Raw genomic sequence first — 21,226 nt, forward strand, 5'->3', positions numbered from 1 at the left:
TTCCCCGTTAATGCGCTGCCATTGGCGCTTTGCCTTCTTTGACCAGCCGGTATTCTTTATAGGCCGCAATCAGCATGTCCTCGTCCCGATGCTTTGGAATCCAACCCAATTGTCTTTCCGCCTTCGAAACATCAAGCACGCACATTTCATCAGCGATCAGATATTGCTCGGGATCCATGATGGGCATGTTGATCATGTCGAAAAAATCCAGCGTGCGTTTCACTGCCCAAGCCGGTGTCGGCACAAGCAATGATTTAGAATCAGCGAACCTCACAAGATCGCCCAGAAGCTTGCGAACCGGTGGTGGGTTGAGTGAACCAAGATTATAAGCTTCGTTTGGAACACCTGCCTTCCAACCTGCATAGGCCGCATCCGCGCAATCAAACACGGAAATGAACTGATAAGGGTTTTTGCCAGAACCGATCATTGGGATAGGCAGATTGTAATCCACCAGCTTGAAGAGCTTTTCCAGGATACCAAGCCGCCCGGGACCGATAATCAAGCGGGGCCGAAACAAGGAGATGTTCATCCCGCGCTTGCGCCACTCGATCGCCAGTTCCTCTGTCTTCCACTTTGACAATCCGTATTCGCCAAGTGGAGCAGCCGGATGTTCCTCGGTTTGTGGCCAAACATATGTATGGCCGTAAATCATATCCGTCGTGTAGTGCACCAGCTTGTTGGCGCCAGCCTTATCCAAAGCCTTGATGATATTTTCGGTCCCGTAGTAGTTTACGGGGAAAAAGAAATCATGTCGCTTTGCCCTGACCTGTAACGGCGACAGCATTTTCGCTGACAGGTTGTACACCATGTCATCAGCTTTAATTCCGACGTTGGCAATTGCACTGGTGTCTGTGACATCGCATTGCACGAACTGGACGTCGCCGTAATGTGGCAGACTGCTCTTAACGATATCAGCGACAAGCACCTCTTCGCCTTCTGCCGCAAGCTTTGGTGCGAGATGCCGCCCGACAAACCCGTCACCACCAAAAATAATATGTCTCATGCCTCGGTTCCACTTATGATGGTGTGTTTAGCGTTGACGATTTCTCAGCACCCAGTGCCGATCCGCTCTCGTGCCCGCCTTGTGCGATAAGGATTGTGCCCACCATAATAAATGCAATTCCCGCAAGCTTGTATGCTCCAAGCTCTTCCTTGAACAGCGCCCAGGCGATGACCGCCACGACGACGTAAGCAAGGCTTAGAAATGGATAAGCGTAGGAAAGATCAACCTTTGAAAGCACAAAGAGATGGGACGCCATGGAAATGACAAACATGAAAAGCCCGGCAAATACCCACGGATTGAATACAATCTGAAAGACGCGTTGGATAATTGTGTCGGCACTGAAGCTGATTGGTCCCAAGCTTATCATTCCATATTTTAGCAGGACCTGGGCAGCCGCGTTTGTCATCACCGTAAACAGAATGAACGGGATATACTTAGTCATTGAAATGTCCCCTTATGTCCCCCGATCGATAACAATCCTGTCTTGAGAACACACCAAGCACATTATTAAAGTTTGATGCTTTCATCACATTGCTCCAGCCAAGGCAGTTCGCTGCCAAAAGTTCGAATTGATTTCTGGGTCCCGCTCCTGATCAAGTTCCTTCCAGCGCGGAAAGCTGGCTTTGAAAACCGCAGCGCTCATTCGTTGGTCCTTATAAGGATTGACCCGCCCCCCACTGGCAATTGTCATCCGGTCAAGTTCAGCCAGCAAGCCAAGCGTGCGGCGACCGCGATTGGGGAAATCCACGGTGAGAGTGTAGCCCGCTTGAGGAAAGGAAAGGATTCCAGGAGATTGAATATCACCGAACCTTTTCAGCACCGTGAGAAAAGAGCTTTGCCCGGCATCGCGCGTGGCTTTTAGCATGTTTGGTATTACGGATGGTGCCGCGGCTTCAGGAATGACACTTTGATGCTGAAAGAGACCGGCTTTGCCGTACAGCCTGTTCCAATTTAAAACCTGATCAAGCGGATAAAAGAAGTTTTGATAGCCGCTCAGATTTGACTTCTGTTGACGGCCCTTCAGATTGTAATAAGCGGCATTGAACAGCTTTAGGCTGGGGTAATTCAACGCGGAAATCGGGAGGTCGAATGGTACATTCAACCGGCCGGGTTTTGTACTCACCGCGAAATTGCCATTGTCAGCATGATTACCACTTATGAGTACGCCTCTGCCAGCATCAGCACCAGAGGCCAGCTGATCAACCCAGGCTACAGAATATTCATTGTCCGCATCGGCCTGAACGGCAAGGCTGAAATACTCTCCCAAACTCCTAAAGGGGCGGATACGCTCAAGGACATCCAGAGACCCGACCTTCATAAGCTGAACCGTCGCAGCAAGAATGACGCCAGTCAGGCCCAGACCACCGATTGTGGCCTCGAAAAGCCGGGAATTCGTTTCGGGCGAGCATGTGATCGTGGAACCATCTGACCTGAGAAGCTCAAAGCGCTCAACATGACAGCCAAACGTTCCACGCCGGTGATGATTTTTGCCGTGGACGTCGTTGGCTATCGCACCGCCCAATGTTACAAAGCGCGTGCCCGGCGTAACCGGCAGGAAATAACCGTGCTTTGCTCCGATGGTTATGATGCTGGAAAGCGTTATTCCGGCTTGCGCCGTCAGACGACCAGTGTTGGTGTCAAACTCAATGAGTTGATCGCTGGCACGCATATCGATCAGCGTTCCTTGATCATTATGGCAGGAGTCGCCGTAAGACTTTCCATTGCCAAACGCCAGAAAACCGCCCGGGTCATAACGCTGGTTTTCAAAAAGCTCTCGAGCTTGCTCAAGCGGAATAGCCACACGTTGACGTCTGTCGATCAACCCAAAACTGTTATAATTTCCAGTCACGAGCGCATACCGCCATAAAGAAGGAGAGCAGCTCCGATAGCTATTACAACCTGGCTGCGCCAATCCGATATGATAAACACAACCGGGTCGTCATGCATTTCACCTCTATATGCCAATATCCAGATGCGAATGTTGAGGTAGAGTACGATTGGGCACAGCGGCCAGATCATCCATGGATAAGCGTAAAGACTTACGACGGCGTCACTGTCCACATACAGCGCCAGAACGAGGGCCGCAGCGAATGCCGAAGCGATTCCGCATTGAGCAATAACTTCACGATCAGCGCGCCGGTATCCCCTGCCCGCAATGCGATTATTTTCCTCAACGACAGAATTTTTTAGTTCCACATATCGCTTCACCAGTGCCAGCGACAAAAAGAAGAATGATGAAAATGCCAACAACCAGAACGAGCCTTCAGTCTGATTGGCCGCTGCACCCGCAAGAATACGCAAAGTATATAGCCCTGCGAGGGTAAAAACATCCACCAGCAACATTCGTTTTATTGAGATTGAATAGGCCGTGGTCGTGATCAGATAACCTGCTAGCACGGCACCAAAAGTCCAGTGCAGTTGCGATGCGAACAACCCCGCTATCAGGAGAAGCGACGCAGCAACAACAAGGCCGAAACGAATAGAAAAAGCACCGCTGGCGAAAGCACGGTTCTTCTTGCGGGCATGCTGTCGGTCAAGCGGAAGATCGAACAAGTCATTGATAATGTAGATTGCCGAGGCTGCAGCGGAAAACGCAAAGAACGCAAAGATGGAATTTACGATTACCTGCCATTCCATCAACATATGGTCTAAAATGGCTGGAACAAATATCAGCGTGTTCTTCATCCATTGGTGGACCCGAAGCATCTTCAGGAATGTTTTGAAGTTGGTTTTGGGTGCTTCGAAGAGCCGGGTAGAATGCATTTTTTGCCATTTGCGTGCTGCCCGATCCGGGGCGACCACGATGACCTCGCTCGCTGCATCGAATACCGGCAGGTCAGCACGACTGTTTCCGGCATAAGCGAACTTCACATTATCGTAGGTTTCCAACAGAAACGCTGCTTTGTGTGCCGTCAGGTTGCGGTTTTCATCGGTCGCATAAACCGCATCGAATATCCCAAGATGCCCAGCGATACTGTCTGCGAAGCTGCGTGCCGAACCGGTGGCGAGCACCAGTCTGCGGCCTTGATCGCGTTCCTGCCTTAGATATTCAACAAACTCAGATCGATAAGGCAATGTTGAGGGATCAATAGTAACGCGCTGCGATATCTGATGTTTTAGATTTGCTTTCCCTTTGAGTAACCAAACCGGCAAAAGAAAAATGTAGAGCATATTCTTCTTCAGTAACTGAAACACACTTTCCCAAAGAAGATCGGTCGCTATCAGCGTGCCATCAAGGTCTACGACCAAGTCCAAACCTTTGTTACTCGAAGGAGAATCTATCACGACAAATCCCTGGAGTCCTGCACGTGCGGGACATTTACATTATTCATTGGTGCAGTGCTTACCGTAAAAGATAAAATGAACAATGAACTTATCTAGCAGGGGCGAGTTCTTCGGGGAAAGTAATAGCGACAGTAAATCAACAATTAAAAAAACCGGCTGAAGGACTCAGCCGGCCTATAAAATAGTTATCTGATTTGTAGAATCTACTTGATGGTGGCTTTGCCGCCTTTGATCTCGACGGTTTCACCGCCGGTCAATGCCTCACGGTCGCCATTGGAAAATGTAACAAAGCAACCATTGCTGCAAAAATCGACAGTCTCGCCAGCTCCCACCTGAAGCTCGGTCTTGCTCGAACCTTCCGTGACAACAATTGTCTGAGCAGATGAATCGCCATTTGTGATACTGGCGGCAAAAGCCGACCCGGCAGAGATGGCACTCATAAGAATAGCAATAGCAACCTTGTTCATATCCATTCCAGTGTTACCACCGTCCCTGTTACCAAGAGTCAAACTTACTCTTTCACAAACAGTTATAGCGGCAACAAACTGAACGGCAACTGAACACTCCGTTATTTTGCCTTCATTCTGCCAAGGTCTAAACAGGTTTGGGTTTCGGCTTCTTGCCCTCAGACGTGATCTCGGCCTTGATCCTGCTGGTCAATGCTTCAATCAGAACATCTGCCTCTTCCAGATTAAGCTTCACGTCCCGTGCCGGGTAGGGAATTTCTATCCCCTCCTCGGCAAAACGATCAATCATCGCGAACCGGATATCGTTCTGAACGGTGCCGGAGTTTGACAGATCGGCAAGATGAACGCGCAGTTCAAAATCCATCGTAGAAGATGTTAGTGCCTTGAAGGCTACGAACGGTTCGGGGTTTTTGAGCACGAGAGGTTGTGCCCGTGCGATTTCCATCAACACATCATAAACGCGTTTAGGGTCCGACTTGTAGGAAACGCCAACCGAAATTTCGACACGGCCCAATTTGTTGCGATGGGTCCAGTTGCCGACATTGCCGTTAATAAACGAAGAGTTCGGGATAATTATTGACTGGCGCTGGAAGGTTTCCACCTCGGTTGCGCGCACGCTGATCTTCTTCACAATACCGCCAACGCCGGCCGTTTCGATCCAGTCTCCTACTTTGAACGGACGCTCGGCCAGAAGGATAAGACCGGAAACGAAGTTGGACACGATCGCCTGCATACCAAAACCGATACCCAGTGATAGACCACCAGCAACCAGAGCGAGACTTGATAGATTGATACCAGCGGCTGAAATACCAATTACACCTGCTATACCCAGGCCCAGATAACCAACTGCGGTGCGGATGGAATTGCGCACGCCGGAATCGAGCTTGCCACGCGCCATGACTTTTGTATCGAGCCATCCCTGAAACCAACGCGTGAAGGCATAGAACATTGCAAACAGCAAAATGCCTATGGCAATCGCCACAAGCGAGATGTTGACTGATCCGATCTGAAAGCCAGTGGCGACATTGAGGAACCAAGCCGTCATTTCGCTCCACTGGAAGCCCCACAACAGCAATATAACCGGTATGCCCAACAGGAGGACAAACACATAAATAACAATACTGGCTGCAAGCCCAAGCTGGTCCAGCGTTGTTTCATCCATACCAAAACGGGTTTGAATAGCCCTACCAAACACTGTGCTTGACAGAGCATTTTCGTCTGACACGGCCCGAGCGGTCAGAAAACCGAGATACATTGTAACAACGACTGCACCATTTATAACGACTTGTTGCGAAACAAAGCGCGCAAGCCCGATATAACCAAGCAGGGCAGCAACAACCGGCAATAATGCGATAATGTATAGCGAGTAGCTTATGGTCTTAGGCCATGGCTTGACCTTACCCGTTTCCTGATCTTCCAGCGGTTTTAGCAAGGCGATCGAAAAGATGAGAAGACCAACCAATATTGTGGCAAAGAGGCTTTTGGCCACTGTCAGTGACAAAGGCGATGTTGCGATCTGGTTAATTGTGTCCGCCAGATAATCCAAGCCCGTGATGGTGGCGGTTACCGTAATGAGAACCATCAATATGCGACCGGGCCGAGGAGCAACCCGCACAAGCCGCCAATTGGGCGCGCCCGGACAGATAACCGCCTGCGCCAAGGCGTGAACAAAATAGACGATCCCGATAACGCTGAATAAAGTGTAGAAAAGAGAAGCAATATCTTCTCTGAGGACATTGAAATAGTCGAGAAAGAAATAGGTGGTGGCAAGGAAAACCACAACGGTGAGCGAGCGCATAAGGGTTGACCAGAATGCCACTGCCAACCGGCTAAGATATGAGGGAGCCTCAACCGTTGCATCGCGCAAATAAAGATGACCCAAGACTCGCTGCCCGCCAATCAACAGCACCAATGCTGTTACGGCAGCCATTGCTGCCGCCGCCAGCATGGATTGCCATTTGAATGCGATAACAAAGCGCCACCATGATGATATGCGCTGGTTCATCGTTTGCAGTTCGCGGCCGTAAGCTTCCGCCACTTCGCTCCCCAGCGAATAATTTATATCGACGCGTTGAGACAGTGTGTTCGCAAACAGCTCCCGCCTGGCATCGCTGATAGCATCAACCATTTTGTTAACGGCGATCAACTGATCCTCGGTTTCTCCAAGAACAGCATTGATTTCCGCTTTTTCGGTTGTCAGTCTTGTCCGCTCGTCAGTGACAATCTGCGCCTCGGCCGGTTGCCCTTGTGCGGGAGGCTGACCCAATTGTTCCAAACGCGAGTTGATTTCAGTCAATCGAGGACGAAATGATACGCCGATCTCGAGAAGCTTTTTTGCCGTCGCTTCCAAGTCAAGACGTAGATCGGCCAGTGCAGCATCTGCATCTGCTTTGTCCTTGAATTTCTGCTGATAACCGGAGATCTGCTTTTTTAGATCATCGATGAGGGGACGCTGTTCGGCAACAATGCCAGAACTAGCAGCGGCGACTGGCTGCTCAGCAGTCTGGGCCCACGTCGAATGTGTTTGTAAGGCGACGGCCAGAAGCATTGCGAAGGCGAGAATAATTTGCCGAAATGAAGAAATCACAGGTTCAAATCCATGCAGGGGGAGTTTCATTGTCGACTTGCCCCCTCTTCTCGGCACAATCAAGGCGTGATCAAGAAAAACGGGGTCGGTTCCATGACAGTCATCGCCGCTATACTGATGATTGTACCCGGCTGACAATAGCATATTGTTAAAACCGCGGTTCGCGTCTTTGCAAAAGCCTACATATCCTGTCTTCTGTTTGTACGCGATTCACGCCACCATCATAATAATAACTCCAGCGATTCGCTTATCGGACATGAAACAATGATTATCAAATGCCCCTATTGTGGTCCGCGCGACGTTATTGAGTTTACCTATCAGGGCGACGCGACCCGCAAGAGGCCTGATCCAAGTTCGACAGACCAAAACCTATGGAATGCTTATATTTACGATCGTTCCAATCCCGCAAAATCCCATCGCGAATTCTGGCTGCATACGGGCGGTTGCCGTCAGCATCTGGTCGTTACCCGCGATATGTCGACCCATTCGATTTCATCGGTTGGCTTTGCTCGCGACAGTAAACAAGCGGGAGATCAGTGATGACAAGTTCGCGACTTCCAAATGGCGGGCAGATTGAGCGCGCTAAATCCGTTGGATTTACATTCGACGGCAGGGCCTATAGCGGCCATCCAGGTGACACACTCGCTTCGGCATTGCTTGCCAATGGCGTCACGCTTTTTGGACGCTCTTTCAAATATCATCGTCCGCGCGGCTTACTTGCAGCAGGCAGTGATGAACCTAATGCGCTGGTCACAATCATTTCAGGCGATGTTCGCGAGCCGAATGTGCGAGCCACCGAGCTGGAAATTTTTGATGGCCTTGCCGTTCAAAGCCAGAACCGTTTTCCGTCGCTTGAACATGATCTGATGGCCGTCAACCAGCTGGCAGGCTCGCTTCTCTCAGCAGGTTTCTACTATAAAACCTTTATGGGCCCGGCGATTGGCCCGTTGAAAAGCACTCGCTTCTGGATGTTTTGCGAACGGTTTATCCGGCGCGCGGCGGGGCTTGGAAAAGCAGGCATCGCCGCTGATCCAGACCGCTACGAGCGAATGAATGCATTTTGCGATGTGCTTGTAGTAGGGAGCGGCCCCGCAGGCCTTATCGCCGCTGAAGCCGCAGCCGCAACCGGAGCACGGGTTATTATTGCGGAAGAGCGACCTGTCGCTGGTGGCTCTCTATTAGCTTCCGGCGAAATCATTGACGGACGTAATCCGGCAGTTTGGGCACGCGAAAAAGCCGAGGCTCTTGCAAATCTCCCGAACGTTCGCTTTCTGACCCGCACCTCTGTCTGGGGATATTATGACGGAAACGTTTTAACAGCTGTCCAGCGCGTTTCTGATCACAAGCCAAACCGAACCAAGGGACAACCGCGCCAACGTCATTGGGTAATTCGCGCGGGTAAAACCATTCTCGCAACAGGCGCGTTCGAACGTCCAATCGTTTTCCCCGGCAATGATTGTCCCGGAGTCATGCTGGCCGACGCTGTACGCCGCTTTGCTGTCGAGTATGGCGTGGCGGCGGGAAAGAACGTTGCCTTCTTCACCAATAATGACAGCGCTTATGACGCAGCGCGAACATTGTCACTGGCTGGCATTGCAGTAACCACTATTGTCGACGTCCGTCCCGACATATCTGGCGCTTGCAGGGATATTGCCAATATTCTCGGTGCTGAATTGCTGCTCGGATCGGCCGTCACCGGCACCTATGCTGGAAAATCCTTAAGCGCTATAACTGTCCAGCATTTCAATATGGCGACAGGACGGATATCTGGTGCTCCGCGGGAGATAAAAACTGACTGTCTGGGTGTATCCGGTGGGTGGTCGCCGGTCATTCACCTTGCTAGCCAAGCCGGTGGAAAACCCGAGTGGGATGAGGATTTACAAGCTTTCCTCGCGCCAGAACCCAACCAGAACTGGGTCGTCACCGGGTCAGCTGCTGGCTATATGGATACAATCAGCGTTCTTTCAGATGCGGCCACCAAAGGCTCGGCCAAAAGCAGACTTGTTCTGCCGAGTGTGGAGGCACCCATGCTGGATAGTTCTCCTGCACCCGTCTTTGAGATCGAACCAGCAGGAAAATCCCAGAAAGCTTTTGTCGATTTCCAGCATGACGTAACCGCAAGTGATATTCGCCTCGCCTATCGCGAAGGTTTTCATTCGGTTGAGCATCTCAAACGCTATACCACTCTTGGCATGGCAACAGATCAGGGCAAGACTTCAAATGTGCCCGGCCTTGCCATCATGGCCGACATTCGCGGCATCTCAATTCCTGATGCTGGCACTACGAGATTTCGTGCGCCATTTACGCCTGTGTCCATGGGCGCCATCGCTGGAGAGCGCTATGGTGATCTGCGCCCCCATCGGCTGACTCCAATGCATGATTGGCACATCTCGAATGGCGCCAAGACCTACGAAGCCGGCCTTTGGCATCGTCCCATGATCTATGGTAGCCACGGCGAAACCATTGAGCAGGCATATACGCGCGAAGCCCGCGCCGTGCGTGAGGGCGTTGGCATTGTCGATGTATCTACATTGGGCAAGATCGATATTCAGGGGCCCGACGCGGCGGAATTTCTCGACCGTGTTTATACCAATATGTTCTCGACGCTTCCTGTCGGAAAGGCGCGCTACGGTCTCATGCTACGTGAGGATGGTATCGTTTTTGATGACGGCACCACATGGCGTCTTGGCGAAACCCAATTTTTGATGACAACCACGACGGCCAATGCCGGTCCGGTCATGCAACATCTGGAATATTATCTCGACTGCGTATGGCCGGAACTGCGTGTCCATCTCACATCCGTAACCGACGTTTGGGCTGGAGCCGCTATTTCAGGCCCCAAATCGCGTTCCGTGCTCGAAACATGCGTTACCGGAACCAAAGTGGACAATACGGCCTTGCCATTTATGGGTATTGTTCATGGTCGCATTGCCGATATTCCGGTGATGATCTGCCGTCTGTCGTTCTCTGGGGAACTGGCTTACGAAGTCTATTCTGGCGCTGGGCATGGAACGCGTATTTGGGAGGCGCTTATAGCTGCGGGTAAACAATTCGACATTGTCCCCTATGGATTGGAAGCACTTGGAACATTGCGTATCGAAAAGGGTCACGTGACGGGCGCGGAGATCGATGGGCGAACCACAGCACATGATCTTCATCTTGGCTGGATGCTCTCAAAGAAAAAAACCTATATTGGCTCGGCCATGATTAATCGACCCGGCCTGAAAGACGAGCATCGGTTATCACTTGTCGGTCTTATTTCGCTCGATAATCAATCAATCAACGGGGGTAGTCACATTGTGTCAGATAAGACACCCCGCGAACCCGCCGACAGCTTCGGTCACGTAACGGCTGCGTGTTATTCGCCGGCATTGGGCAAATACATCGCATTAGCACTGGTCAAACATGGAACATCGATGATCGGAAAACGAGCCTTCGCTACCGATCTCCTGCGCGACAAGCACGGCGCGGTCGAGATCGTGAGCCACCACATGTTCGACAAGGATGGGAGTCGGATGCATGGTTGATCTTCAATCACCGCTTGGGGTCACGTTTATCCCGGGAGATCATGGCAATGCTGCCGGCGGCGTTGGCATAACATTGCATGAGCGGACCAACATTTCTCTCATTCAGGTGACCGCCTGGAACAACACCATTCCAACGGTTTTAACGGCAATTGGCAGTGCGACCGGTGTTATCGTTCAAAATAAGCCCGGGCATGGCCGGGTTGCTGGCGAAAAATCTGTTTTTGGTTTTGCGCCAGGACGTTTCATGGTTACGGGAGCAACTCCAGATCTTGAGCAGCGATTACGCGCTGCCATTTCGACCGATCTTGGAACAATCGTTGCGTTAACGCATGGGCGTACGGTTATTCGTATAAGCGGATCGCGCGTGGAATGGGTGCTAGCCAAGCTGTTTGCACTGGATTTCTCCGAACATGCTTTTCCTGTTGGAACCGGCCGGGCAACATTACATCACGACATTCATACTCTGATCCAACGTATAGACGAAAATAGTTTTGATCTTTACGTTTTCCGCTCTTTTGCGCGTTCCTTCTGGTTAACCCTTGGGCACGCAGCCGAAGAGGTCGGCTATCGTGTGGAATAGTCTTATTTGAATGCAAAGACATCTTCGTCGGGGTGACCATCTCCGCTTATCAGCCCGCGGATGACCTGTGATGCAACCATGGAAAATGTGATGCCGTTACCGCCATATCCGAGAACTGCATAGCATCGATCCATTCCGGGAATTGCGCCAATAAAGGGCAATCCGGTAGTGCTTGAGCCAAAACTTCCTGTCCAAGCGTAATCGGCTTCGGCTATTGATTTGGGGAACATCTTTTTGAGTTTAGTCAATAGAGTATGAGTTTTGGATGAGAGCTTGGCATCACGTTTTCTCTCGTCTTCGAATTCCTCATCTTCACCCCCAACTATAACTCGCCCGTCCTGCGTCGTCCGCATGTAAAGATAGGGATCGGAAGCCTCCCAAATGAGGCAGCGTTCTGGCCATAGCCTTTCAGGTTGCGGCACAGTCGCAAGTGCCCATGTCGAAATAATACGGTGTCCTTTTTTTGGTATGTGCGCGGGTAGTTCATAGCCGGTCGCTGATACAAGATATTTGCAGCGGATTTTCCGACCTTCAACGGTTGTCGCCAGAACATCGCGCGATCTTGGCTCAACATTTGCCACTTCAACAGGAGCATAAATGTGAGCTCCCCTATCAATTGCCTTTTTCAAGTAGCCAAGGGCAAGCTTACGGGGGTTAGCCTCGATATTATCAAAGCTCATAAGTGCTGCCTCACGGTCTATTCCAAATCTTGTCTGAAGGTTAGCTTGGGGGAGGAATGTCGTCTCAATACCTGCTCGCTGGCGGGCAAGAAATTCCCGATGCAGCCCCTTCGCATCCAGCACATCACCAGCGATGTAAAGCGAATCCCTATTCTTCATTTCACACGAAATGCCCAAATTTCGAGTTCGCTCTCGCATCGCATCGACCGCCAGTTTCGAGCATCGCCATGCGCGTTCGGCGTTATTTAGGCCGATGCGCTTTGCCAATTTATGCAACGGCATATCAATCTCGAATTGTAACAAGGCTGTGCTCGCCGGTGTCGAACCCATCACTGGTTTGCGACGATCGAAAATTGCCACACTATAGCCAGCCTCCGTAAGATTCTCGGCTATAAGTGCACCGCTTATCCCCGCACCGACAACGGCGATATCGACACTGATATCATCCATTAAAGCATCAAATTTCACGCCTGTTGCGGGTTTACCCAACCAGATTGGCTGGCCGGTTCTCAAACGCCGATGCTGTGTTGTCATGAAAATTCCCGAACAATGCAGTGCTCGTTCGAAACGTCCGACACCAAGCTTCGTTCCTAGGTCAACGTGCTTTTGGATGCTTTTCCTGTTACGTAGACTTCTGCAACACTTCTGTCGTCACCCATCGTTTGCAACAACATCAGCTCTTCGACCAACGTCTCTATCGTCTCCATCCGCACGCGCATGGCGGATGTGGCGCGTGCGTCAAGAACAACGCAATCAGCCTCCGCACCAGGTTTGAATGATCCGATAACACCGTCCAAAGATAAAGCACGAGCGTTGCCAAGCGTCGCCTGATAGAAGGATCTGAGCGGATGATACCGCTGCCCTTGGATGTTTAGTATCTTATAGCCCTCATCCATTGTGCGTAGCATCGAATAGGATGTACCTCCTCCAACGTCCGTGGCGAGTGCATTCCGGACATTTGATTTTTTCAATCGGCCAAGATCGAAAAGCCCGCTACCAATAAAGAGATTCGAGGTTGGGCAGAAGACTGCAACTGATTTGCTATTGGCGATGGCACCAATCTCGGCATCGGTCAGATGAATGCAGTGACCAAGCAATGTCTTGGGACCAAGCAACCCGTAATGTTCGTAAACATGGGTATAATCACGGCTCCAGGGGAAGAGCTCTGCAACGAAAGCGATCTCAGCCGTATTTTCGCACAGATGTGTCTGCACGTGCAGTTGAGGAAATTCACGCACCAGCGCGCCACTCATCTCGAGCTGTTCGGGTGTCGATGTCGGTGCGAACCGTGGCGTTATAGCGTAAAGCTGACGACCCTTCCCATGCCACTCATTGATCAGAGCCTTGGTCTCGTCATAACCCGACTGCGGCGTATCCAGCAGACCTGATGGCGCATTGCGATCCATCATCACCTTGCCCGCGACCATACGCATATTGCGCTTATGCGCCTCAGTAAAGAAGGCTTGGACGGACGCTTTATGCACAGAACAATAGGCGGCGGCAGTCGTCGTCCCATGCCGGATTAGCTCATCAAAAAAAGCGGAGGCTATTCGTTCCGGATGTCCTTGATTTGCAAATTTTTGCTCCTCGACAAAGGTATATTTATCGAGCCATTCTAATAATGCCCCGGCATAGGATCCTATCACCTGCATCTGGGGATAATGAATATGGCAATCAATAAAACCTGGCACGATAAGATGCGGGTGATGGTCTACGACTTCGACATTTCGTCCCTCGCCTGCCCGCAAAGCTGAATAGTCGTCCAGTGCAACTATTTTGCCATTTCGTATCAGCAGACCACCGTCTTCTATATATGCGTACGTATCCGTGCTGGCTTCGCCTTCCAAAGGTTCATCGTGGAAAGTCAGGACCCGTCCGCGGAGCAATATTTCAGTCATTTGCCGGTTTTCTCAATGTTCCATCACGATACCACGCAACGATTTGCGCACGTTCATCATCGGTTATCCGGGTCAGATTACCGGGAGGCATTGCATGGCTCACCCCGGCCTGAATGTAAATCTCGTTGGCATGGGTCGCGATCAGTTCGGCTGTGTCGAGGCGCACGCCCTTTGGGGGCAGCATAATACCTTCCCAAGACGGCTCTGCGGCATGGCACATTGAACAACGTCCCATGACAGTATCCCGAACGTGCTCGAAATTACGTGCTGCAAGAAATGGTTGAGCAGCGCGAGAAACCTTTTCCTCTCCAGTCAGCACTTTGGGCACAGTCGACAGCCAGATGACAATTATGAAAAGAATGGTTGTTGCAAGCCACGTCCAATGCGGATTGCCCTTTCCCGCATGTTTGGAATTGAAATAATGCCGGATAAGAACACCCATGATGAAGATCAGCGCGGCAATAACCCAATTAAACTGCGTGGAATGCGCAAGGGGGTAGTGATTGGACAGCATCAGGAAAATGACTGGGAGCGTCAGATAATTATTGTGTGTTGATCGCTGTTTTGCTTGTTTCCCAAGCTTTGGATCAGGTGTCTTTCCAGCGATGAGATCAGCAACAACGATTTTCTGATTAGGGATAATCAACAGGAAAACATTGCCTGACATAATTGTCGCGGTGAAAGCGCCGAGATGCAGAAAAGCAGCCCGTCCGGTAAAGAGATGCGTGTAACCCCAAGCCATAAAAACGATCACCCCATAAAGAACGATCATCAGTGCGGTATCGTTGGAGGCAAGCGGAGAACGGCACAGCAGATCATAAATCAGCCAGCCGATAAAAAGCGAAACAAGGGATATTAAAATCGCGACGGGCGTCGACACATCCAAGACATTGGGATCTATCAAATAAAGATCGGCACCCGCATAATAAACGATGCAAAGCAATGTAAATCCGGAGAGCCAAGTGGCATAGGATTCCCATTTGAACCAGATCAGATGCTCAGGCATATTGGGCGGCGCGACCATGTACTTTTGAATGTGATAGAAGCCACCGCCATGGACCTGCCATTCTTCACCATTTACCCCTTGGGGCAGATTGGCGTGGCGTCGCAGACCAAGATCAAGAGCAATGAAATAGAATGACGACCCTATCCACGCAATGGCTGTGATCACATGTAGCCAACGGGCAGCAAAACTGAGCCATTCCCAGAAAATCAGATAATCCATCGACACCCCACACGTCCATACCGCGCTACAATGCGGTCGTTCGCGAGCCGATGCAACTGGTCCGGCTATCGGGAATCGTGGAAAATAATCCCTAACGTATTCCGCTGTCCCCAACGCAAACGGCTTACGCCGTGACGCATATTCACGCGGTAATATCCTCGCGAGCCTTTCACCGGGCGTTGACTGACCGGAAAGATCACCGCATCGCCCTGTTTAAGAGAAACGACTTCAGCACGCGATTGCATCCGTGGGTGCTGCTCGGTCAGAACGAACTCGCCTCCGCTGAAATCATCCCAAGGTTGTGACAATAGAATCGCAACCTGTAGCGGAAAAGTGTGTTCACCATAAATATCCTGATGCATGCAATTATAGTCGCCTTCGCGATATTGCAGAAGAAGTGGCGTGGGGCGGTCTTGCCCAGCCGCATGGCATCTTTCAACAAAGGCCTTGTGCTGATCGGGATAGCGAATGTCGATGCCCATCCATTCGTTCCAACGATTTGCGATTTTTGCCAACGGTGGATAAAGCGTGGAGCGCAGTTCCTGGATGACATCCGGTAGCGGGTAGTTGTAATATTTATACTCGCCACGCCCAAAGCCATGTCGCGCCATGACAATGCGCTTCCGGAACTGGTTATCATCTTTATATGCGATTGCGATCTGTCGAGTTTCTGCCTGAGACAGCAGACCGGGCAGCAGCGCGCAGCCGAAATCATCGAGTTCAGTTTCGGCCGCGGCCCAGTTTATTTTGGAAGTATCTAATTTATGTAACACGTAAATCTCCTCAGTTCTTATCCGGGAGCAGCGTGCCGCATTGTGGATATTCTTCCACCCGTTTCCTGCTGAACGCCATATTTTGCTGGCATTTACACATTACACGACGATTTTAAGTGACTCGGGGAGTCAGACTTCATAAAGAAGGACGCAGCGAGGTGCTTTGCACCCCGCTCTGTTGTTACGGGATAAACCATGAATTTGTTTGGAAATAGGAAGACGGGAACACGCGGCACTGCTCCGCTCCTGATTTCTATTTTCTGGATTCTCTCCACTCTTAGCGCGACATTTGGTGCTGGCTGTGTGGTCGATCGCGATGCAAATATCTCATCAACGGATATTCGCACCCCCATAAAGAACACGACACGAATCGCTCGTGAAGTTGATAGCTCATCCGTGCCAGCCCAGCGACCGTTGCGGGTCGTTGCTCTCGAAACGCTGCATCTGAAGATAAAAAGCGGATTGCACGCTGACGCCGGATCACAAGACGGACTTTTGCCCGGAGAATCGCAACTCGTTATAGTTCAAAAAGTTGTGGCAGAGCCAGAACAGCTTGGGTCCAGTCGAATACTGGATTATCATTCATTTTTCAGCGCTAGAGCGCCGCCGCTCACCGCTTGATATCTCCGTTTCTCATCAGGGAAATGATGAACCAAATTCCGGCAGCCGTCAGTCAAGGCAGCGTGCCCCGCTTTTCGTAATGGAACACAGATATGCGCACTTCTAGATGGGTTCTTTGGACCTATATTTTTATTATCCTTGCGGGCATTGTTCTTGCCTTCCCTAATATGTTCACCAAGGCACAGCTTGATGCGATGCCGAACTGGCTTCCTAAAAAACAGGTTGCGCTCGGTCTCGATCTTCGCGGCGGCTCCTATCTTGTCCTGGAAGTCGACGCTGCCGCGCTGAAAAAGGATCGCATTCGTTCCATCCTGGATGATGCCCGCGGTCGTTTGCGCACAGCAAAAATTCAACCACAATCTGTTCGGATCGCTGGCGACAGCGTTGTCGTTACAATCACCGATCCTGCGCAACGTGATGCCGCGACGACAGCACTTCGCGAGCTGACGACACAGGTTGCGCAGATCGGATTTGCGGCGCCGGTTAGCGATATTGATATAGCAACCAATGACAACCAAATCCGCCTTACGCTTACTGATGCGGGCATGAAGGACAAGCTCGACAATGCGCTGACCCAGAGCTTGGAGATCGTTCGTCGACGTGTTGACCAGGTCGGCGTTGCCGAACCATCCATCCAACGCGTCGGTTCAGACCGTATCGTTGTCCAGCTTCCAGGGCTACAGGATCCAAGCCAATTGCGCGCGCTGCTCGGCAGCACTGCCAAAATGACGTTCCATATGGTTGCCGACCGCAACACAGGGGAAGCACCTCCCCCGGGCGTTTCCATTCTTCCTGACGCTAAAGAGCCGGGCGTGACTTATCCCGTCGAAGATCGCGTTGCACTTAGCGGTGAACGCCTCACGGACGCACGCGCCGCTTTTGATCAGCAGACCAACCAGCCGATCATATCCTTTCGGTTTGACAATATTGGTGCCCGTCAATTTGCCGAGATAACAAGCCAGAATGTCGGCCGTCCCTTCGCGATTGTACTTGACGGGAAAGTCCTGACAGCGCCTGTCATTCAGGTACCGATCACCGGCGGTTCAGGCCAAATAACCGGCAATTTCACCGTTCAGGACACTGTTACTACTGCCGCTCTTCTTCGCGCAGGCGCTCTGCCTGCACCTCTGACCGTCATTGAAGAACGAACTGTTGGTCCGGATCTTGGCGGCGACGTCATCAAAATGGGCCTTTTGACCGGTTTGATTGGCTTTGCGCTTGTCGTCGGCTTTATCTTCATTCTTTACAGTGGCTGGGGTCTGATCGCCAATTTTGCTCTTGCACTGAATGTTATTCTGACATTCGGAATTCTGAGTTTGATCGGCGCAACGCTTACACTCCCCGGCATCGCCGCTATCATCCTTGGTATCGGCTTTGCGGTCGACGCAAACATCCTTATCAACGAGCGTATCCGCGAGGAGGCGCGCAAAGGCATAGGCGCGATGGCCGCAGTGGATCGTGGCTTTAAGCTTGCCTATTCGACCATTATTGATGCCAATGCCACGCATCTTATCGCAACCTTCCTCCTGTTCCTTTTCGGCACCGGGCCTGTACGCGGTTTTGCAATTACAATGATCATTGGCGCGCTCGTGTCCATGTTCACAGCGGTTACGGTGGTTCGCATCATCACGATGGCTATCGTTCGCCGCCGCAAGATGAAGACAATTCACATCGAGCACCTGTTCAAGCTTGTGCCAGAAAACACCAATATCTCTTTCATGAATGCTCGATTCTTCGGCATTGGTGTTTCTATCTTTCTCTCCATCGCATCCATCATTCTGTTTATCCATCCCGGCCTCAATTATGGTATCGACTTCAAGGGTGGTATCCAGGTCGAAGTCACCACATCCAAACCAGCGGAACTCGCTTCGATGCGCGAAAAGCTGGAAGGATTGGGACTCGGTGAAGTCGCATTGCAGCAAGCTGGCGGCGATAGCCAGGTCCTGATCCGCGTGCAGCGTCAGGAAGGTGGCGAAGAGGCGCAGACTGCAGCTGTAACAAAGGTCAAAGCTGCTGTTGAAGAGCTTGATCCGGGTGTAAAGATTGAGCGTTCCGAAGTTGTTGGACCGAAAGTCAGTGGAGAACTGGCGCGTTCAGGTATTATCGCGGTTGTTCTCGCCAGCCTTGCAATGCTGCTTTACATTTGGTGGCGTTTTGAATGGCACTTTGCCTTGGGCGCCATTGCGACCCTGATCCTCGACACAACGAAAACAGTCGGCTTCTTTGCCCTGTTGGGTCTCGATTTCAACCTAACAGCCATCGCGGCATTGTTGACGATTATCGGTTATTCCGTGAACGATAAGGTGGTCGTCTATGATCGAATGCGCGAAAATTTGCGAATCCACAAAAAGATGCCTCTGCGCCAGATCATTGATCTGTCGATCAACCAGACCTTGGCGCGTTGTATCTACACGTCCTTGACCGTCTTCCTCGCCATGCTGCCAATGGCAATCTGGGGCGGAAAAGCAGTAGAGAACTTCGCGCTCCCTATGTTGTTTGGCGTCATTATCGCAACGAGTTCGTCGCTGTTTATCGCAGCGCCAATCTTGCTCCTTCTCGGGACATGGTGGGAAAAGAACCATGCCCATCGCATCGGTTCTACTGACAAGGCAGTCACCCAAGGCTGAAAGCGCGCAATTTAATATTTGTCGCTAAATATTTGCGGCGCATGGAAAAAATCGTCTTTCCTGCGCCGCAAAACAACGAAAACGGTTTGCAAGCCGGACCCGGTAGGCAATACTGTTACAAACAACGATCAATCAATTGATACGAGTGTCTTCCATTAACAAACCTCAAGGGGGAGAAGCCGACATATGCCTCATGAAACGCCGCTGATTGCGACCATCGTCATAGGCCTTGTACTAGCCTTTATTTTCGGTGCGATTGCCAACCGTCTGCGTATCCCTCCCCTTGTCGGTTACCTTGTTGCCGGTGTTCTCGCTGGTTCACACACTCCCGGTTTTGTTGCCGATCAAGATTTGGCAGCCGAACTCGCCGAAATCGGCGTTATTCTGTTGATGTTCGGTGTCGGGCTGCACTTCTCTCTTAAAGATCTTCTTTCCGTGCGAGCGATCGCCATTCCCGGTGCCATTGTCCAAATTCTGGCTGCAACGCTTCTCGGACTGGGACTTGCCTGGATTCTCGGATGGAGCCTTCAAGCCGGATTTGTTTTTGGTCTGGCCCTATCTGTTGCCAGTACTGTTGTTCTCCTTCGCGCAATGCAAGAGCGCCGGCTCATTGAGACAGAACGCGGTCGCATTGCTGTCGGCTGGCTTATCGTTGAAGATCTCGCCATGGTGTTGGCGCTTGTTCTGCTGCCTGCAATTGCTGGTGCACTTAATGGCGGCGACACGCCCAGCGGGCCAATTCACGCCAATAGCGATCCCATAGCAGCCTATTTCAATCTCGGTATTGGCGGCGTGATCGCCCTGACACTCGGTAAAGTTGCGGCGTTCGTTGCCGTTATGCTGATTGTGGGCCGTCGCGTTATTCCGTGGACCCTCCATGCCATTGCCCACACCGGCTCACGCGAACTTTTCCGGCTTGCAGTTTTAGCAATTGCGCTTGGCGTGGCTTTTGGCGCAGCAAAACTCTTTGGCGTATCGTTTGCACTGGGTGCGTTCTTCGCCGGCATGATCATGAGCGAGTCTGAATTGAGCCACCGGGCCGCTGAAGAATCGCTGCCGCTACGCGATGCTTTCGCGGTTTTGTTCTTTGTTTCGGTCGGTATGCTGTTCGATCCGATGACAATTATAAACGACCCCCTGCCGCTTCTTGCAACGCTGGCGATCATTGTCATAGGCAAATCGCTGGCTGCCTTCTTCATCGTGCTTGCATTTGGCTATCCAACCGGAACTGCGCTTATCATCTCTGCCAGTCTCGCCCAGATTGGCGAATTCTCCTTTATTCTGGCGGAACTCGGTGTCGGTCTGGGCATGCTTCCAGAGGAAGGGCGCGACCTCATTCTTGGCGGCGCCATTCTTTCAATTCTCGTGAATCCGTTGGTTTTTGCAGGGGTAACCTATGTAAAACCTTGGTTAGAAAAGCGAGCGCCCGCAGCTACAGAACCGGCGGCGGAGGCGGATACTCCGAAAGCAGACGAAACGGATGTAGAGGAAATTCGTCCCACATTGCTTACCGACCACGCTGTGCTGGTTGGTTATGGGCGAGTTGGCAGTCTGGTCGGAGATGCGCTGAAAGAGGTCGGAAAGCCATTCCTTGTTATAGAAGACGCCGACAAGACAGTTGCCAAATTGCGGGACGATAACATTGAAACAATCGTCGGGAATGCTGCAAACGGTGATATTCTCGCTGCTGCCAATCTAGCCGGTGCACGGCAGCTTATTCTCGCTATCCCGAATGCGTTCGAGGCAGGACAAATCGTAGTCAAAGCCCGCGCCGCCAATCCAGTTATCAGCATACTTGCCCGCGCTCATTCCGATGCGGAGGTTCAGCATTTGCAGGATCTGGGCGCTGACGCCGTGATCATGGGAGAACGCGAGATAGCGCGAGGAATTGTTTCGCATATACTGAGTTTGGATGAGCCAAAGCCAGAGGGACCACTGACCGAAACCTAAAAC

16 protein-coding genes are annotated in these 21,226 nt (G+C 51.4%); 6 read left to right on the forward strand and 10 right to left on the reverse strand.

Features of this window, described 5'->3' with window-relative positions:
* Positions 1-7: 7 nt before the first annotated feature.
* From AC6CHM_RS05755 to AC6CHM_RS05780, 6 genes are all read right to left on the reverse strand, one after another.
* Positions 8-1,003, reverse strand: coding sequence for an NAD-dependent epimerase/dehydratase family protein (locus AC6CHM_RS05755; protein WP_498172339.1), 996 nt, complete (start codon positions 1,001-1,003; stop codon positions 8-10).
* 13 nt (positions 1,004-1,016) lie between these two features.
* Complete coding sequence (locus AC6CHM_RS05760) at positions 1,017-1,445, reverse strand: EamA family transporter (RefSeq protein WP_498172341.1); 429 nt, start codon at positions 1,443-1,445, stop codon at positions 1,017-1,019.
* 84 nt (positions 1,446-1,529) lie between these two features.
* The gene (locus AC6CHM_RS05765) at positions 1,530-2,852 is read right to left on the reverse strand and encodes an FAD-binding oxidoreductase (protein ID WP_498172342.1); all 1,323 of its coding nucleotides are present in this window, start codon (positions 2,850-2,852) and stop codon (positions 1,530-1,532) included.
* Positions 2,849-4,285: a UbiA family prenyltransferase gene (locus AC6CHM_RS05770; protein WP_498172666.1), complete on the reverse strand. Its 1,437-nt coding sequence runs from the start codon at positions 4,283-4,285 to the stop codon at positions 2,849-2,851. The genes AC6CHM_RS05765 and AC6CHM_RS05770 overlap by 4 nt, the downstream gene beginning before the upstream one ends.
* Positions 4,286-4,491: 206 nt before the next feature.
* Complete coding sequence (locus tag AC6CHM_RS05775; RefSeq protein ID WP_115052638.1) at positions 4,492-4,755, reverse strand: hypothetical protein; 264 nt, start codon at positions 4,753-4,755, stop codon at positions 4,492-4,494.
* A gap of 127 nt (positions 4,756-4,882) precedes the next feature.
* A complete protein-coding gene (locus AC6CHM_RS05780) occupies positions 4,883-7,372 on the reverse strand; it encodes a mechanosensitive ion channel family protein (protein WP_498172344.1) in 2,490 nt (829 codons plus the stop codon).
* Positions 7,373-7,606: 234 nt separating this feature from the next.
* Between AC6CHM_RS05780 and AC6CHM_RS05785 the strand changes: the two genes are divergently transcribed.
* From AC6CHM_RS05785 to AC6CHM_RS05795, 3 genes are read left to right on the forward strand one after another with little or no spacing between them, the layout of a single operon-like run.
* The gene (locus AC6CHM_RS05785) at positions 7,607-7,882 is read left to right on the forward strand and encodes a sarcosine oxidase subunit delta (protein ID WP_498172345.1); all 276 of its coding nucleotides are present in this window, start codon (positions 7,607-7,609) and stop codon (positions 7,880-7,882) included.
* Positions 7,882-10,869 carry a sarcosine oxidase subunit alpha family protein gene (locus AC6CHM_RS05790; RefSeq protein ID WP_498172346.1) on the forward strand — a complete coding sequence of 996 codons (2,988 nt, stop codon included), beginning with the start codon at positions 7,882-7,884 and terminating at the stop codon, positions 10,867-10,869. Before AC6CHM_RS05785 ends, AC6CHM_RS05790 begins: the two co-directional genes overlap by 1 nt.
* Positions 10,862-11,449: a sarcosine oxidase subunit gamma family protein gene (locus AC6CHM_RS05795; RefSeq protein WP_115052635.1), complete on the forward strand. Its 588-nt coding sequence runs from the start codon at positions 10,862-10,864 to the stop codon at positions 11,447-11,449. Before AC6CHM_RS05790 ends, AC6CHM_RS05795 begins: the two co-directional genes overlap by 8 nt.
* Positions 11,450-11,451: 2 nt before the next feature.
* Here AC6CHM_RS05795 and AC6CHM_RS05800 read toward each other — a convergent pair whose 3' ends face one another.
* The 4 genes from AC6CHM_RS05800 to AC6CHM_RS05815 form a co-directional block, all read right to left on the reverse strand.
* Positions 11,452-12,663: an NAD(P)/FAD-dependent oxidoreductase gene (locus AC6CHM_RS05800; RefSeq protein WP_498172348.1), complete on the reverse strand. Its 1,212-nt coding sequence runs from the start codon at positions 12,661-12,663 to the stop codon at positions 11,452-11,454.
* Between the two features lie 56 nt (positions 12,664-12,719).
* Positions 12,720-14,027, reverse strand: coding sequence for a guanine deaminase (gene guaD / locus AC6CHM_RS05805; RefSeq protein WP_498172350.1), 1,308 nt, complete (start codon positions 14,025-14,027; stop codon positions 12,720-12,722).
* Positions 14,020-15,252, reverse strand: a complete 1,233-nt coding sequence (locus AC6CHM_RS05810) for a urate hydroxylase PuuD (protein WP_336439824.1) — start codon at positions 15,250-15,252, stop codon at positions 14,020-14,022. The genes guaD and AC6CHM_RS05810 overlap by 8 nt, the downstream gene beginning before the upstream one ends.
* Positions 15,253-15,317: 65 nt before the next feature.
* Positions 15,318-16,025: a 2OG-Fe(II) oxygenase gene (locus AC6CHM_RS05815; RefSeq protein ID WP_498172352.1), complete on the reverse strand. Its 708-nt coding sequence runs from the start codon at positions 16,023-16,025 to the stop codon at positions 15,318-15,320.
* 195 nt (positions 16,026-16,220) lie between these two features.
* Between AC6CHM_RS05815 and AC6CHM_RS05820 the strand changes: the two genes are divergently transcribed.
* From AC6CHM_RS05820 to ybaL, 3 genes are all read left to right on the forward strand, one after another.
* Positions 16,221-16,646 (forward strand): hypothetical protein, encoded by a 426-nt coding sequence (locus tag AC6CHM_RS05820; protein WP_307286033.1) that lies wholly within the window; start codon positions 16,221-16,223, stop codon positions 16,644-16,646.
* A gap of 92 nt (positions 16,647-16,738) precedes the next feature.
* On the forward strand, positions 16,739-19,273 hold the full coding sequence (secD, locus tag AC6CHM_RS05825) for a protein translocase subunit SecD (protein WP_115052629.1): 2,535 nt from the start codon (positions 16,739-16,741) through the stop codon (positions 19,271-19,273).
* A 186-nt stretch (positions 19,274-19,459) separates the two neighbouring features.
* Positions 19,460-21,223, forward strand: coding sequence for a YbaL family putative K(+) efflux transporter (ybaL, locus tag AC6CHM_RS05830; protein WP_115052628.1), 1,764 nt, complete (start codon positions 19,460-19,462; stop codon positions 21,221-21,223).
* Positions 21,224-21,226: the final 3 nt, after the last annotated feature.

Source organism: Phyllobacterium sp. GQ127 (genome assembly GCF_059758635.1).

Bases quoted from the DNA above. Each gene is read 5' to 3' on its own strand.
- ybaL (WP_115052628.1), top strand. From the start codon at position 19,460: ATGCCTCATGAAACGCCGCTGATTGCGACCATCGTCATAGGCCTTGTA.
- AC6CHM_RS05785 (WP_498172345.1), top strand. From the start codon at position 7,607: ATGATTATCAAATGCCCCTATTGTGGTCCGCGCGACGTTATTGAGTTT.
- AC6CHM_RS05775 (WP_115052638.1), bottom strand. From the start codon at position 4,755: ATGAACAAGGTTGCTATTGCTATTCTTATGAGTGCCATCTCTGCCGGG.
- AC6CHM_RS05795 (WP_115052635.1), top strand. From the start codon at position 10,862: ATGGTTGATCTTCAATCACCGCTTGGGGTCACGTTTATCCCGGGAGAT.
- AC6CHM_RS05800 (WP_498172348.1), bottom strand. From the start codon at position 12,663: ATGACAACACAGCATCGGCGTTTGAGAACCGGCCAGCCAATCTGGTTG.
- secD (WP_115052629.1), top strand. From the start codon at position 16,739: ATGCGCACTTCTAGATGGGTTCTTTGGACCTATATTTTTATTATCCTT.
- AC6CHM_RS05780 (WP_498172344.1), bottom strand. From the start codon at position 7,372: ATGAAACTCCCCCTGCATGGATTTGAACCTGTGATTTCTTCATTTCGG.
- AC6CHM_RS05755 (WP_498172339.1), bottom strand. From the start codon at position 1,003: ATGAGACATATTATTTTTGGTGGTGACGGGTTTGTCGGGCGGCATCTC.
- AC6CHM_RS05810 (WP_336439824.1), bottom strand. From the start codon at position 15,252: ATGGATTATCTGATTTTCTGGGAATGGCTCAGTTTTGCTGCCCGTTGG.
- AC6CHM_RS05760 (WP_498172341.1), bottom strand. From the start codon at position 1,445: ATGACTAAGTATATCCCGTTCATTCTGTTTACGGTGATGACAAACGCG.
- guaD (WP_498172350.1), bottom strand. From the start codon at position 14,027: ATGACTGAAATATTGCTCCGCGGACGGGTCCTGACTTTCCACGATGAA.
- AC6CHM_RS05790 (WP_498172346.1), top strand. From the start codon at position 7,882: ATGACAAGTTCGCGACTTCCAAATGGCGGGCAGATTGAGCGCGCTAAA.
- AC6CHM_RS05820 (WP_307286033.1), top strand. From the start codon at position 16,221: ATGAATTTGTTTGGAAATAGGAAGACGGGAACACGCGGCACTGCTCCG.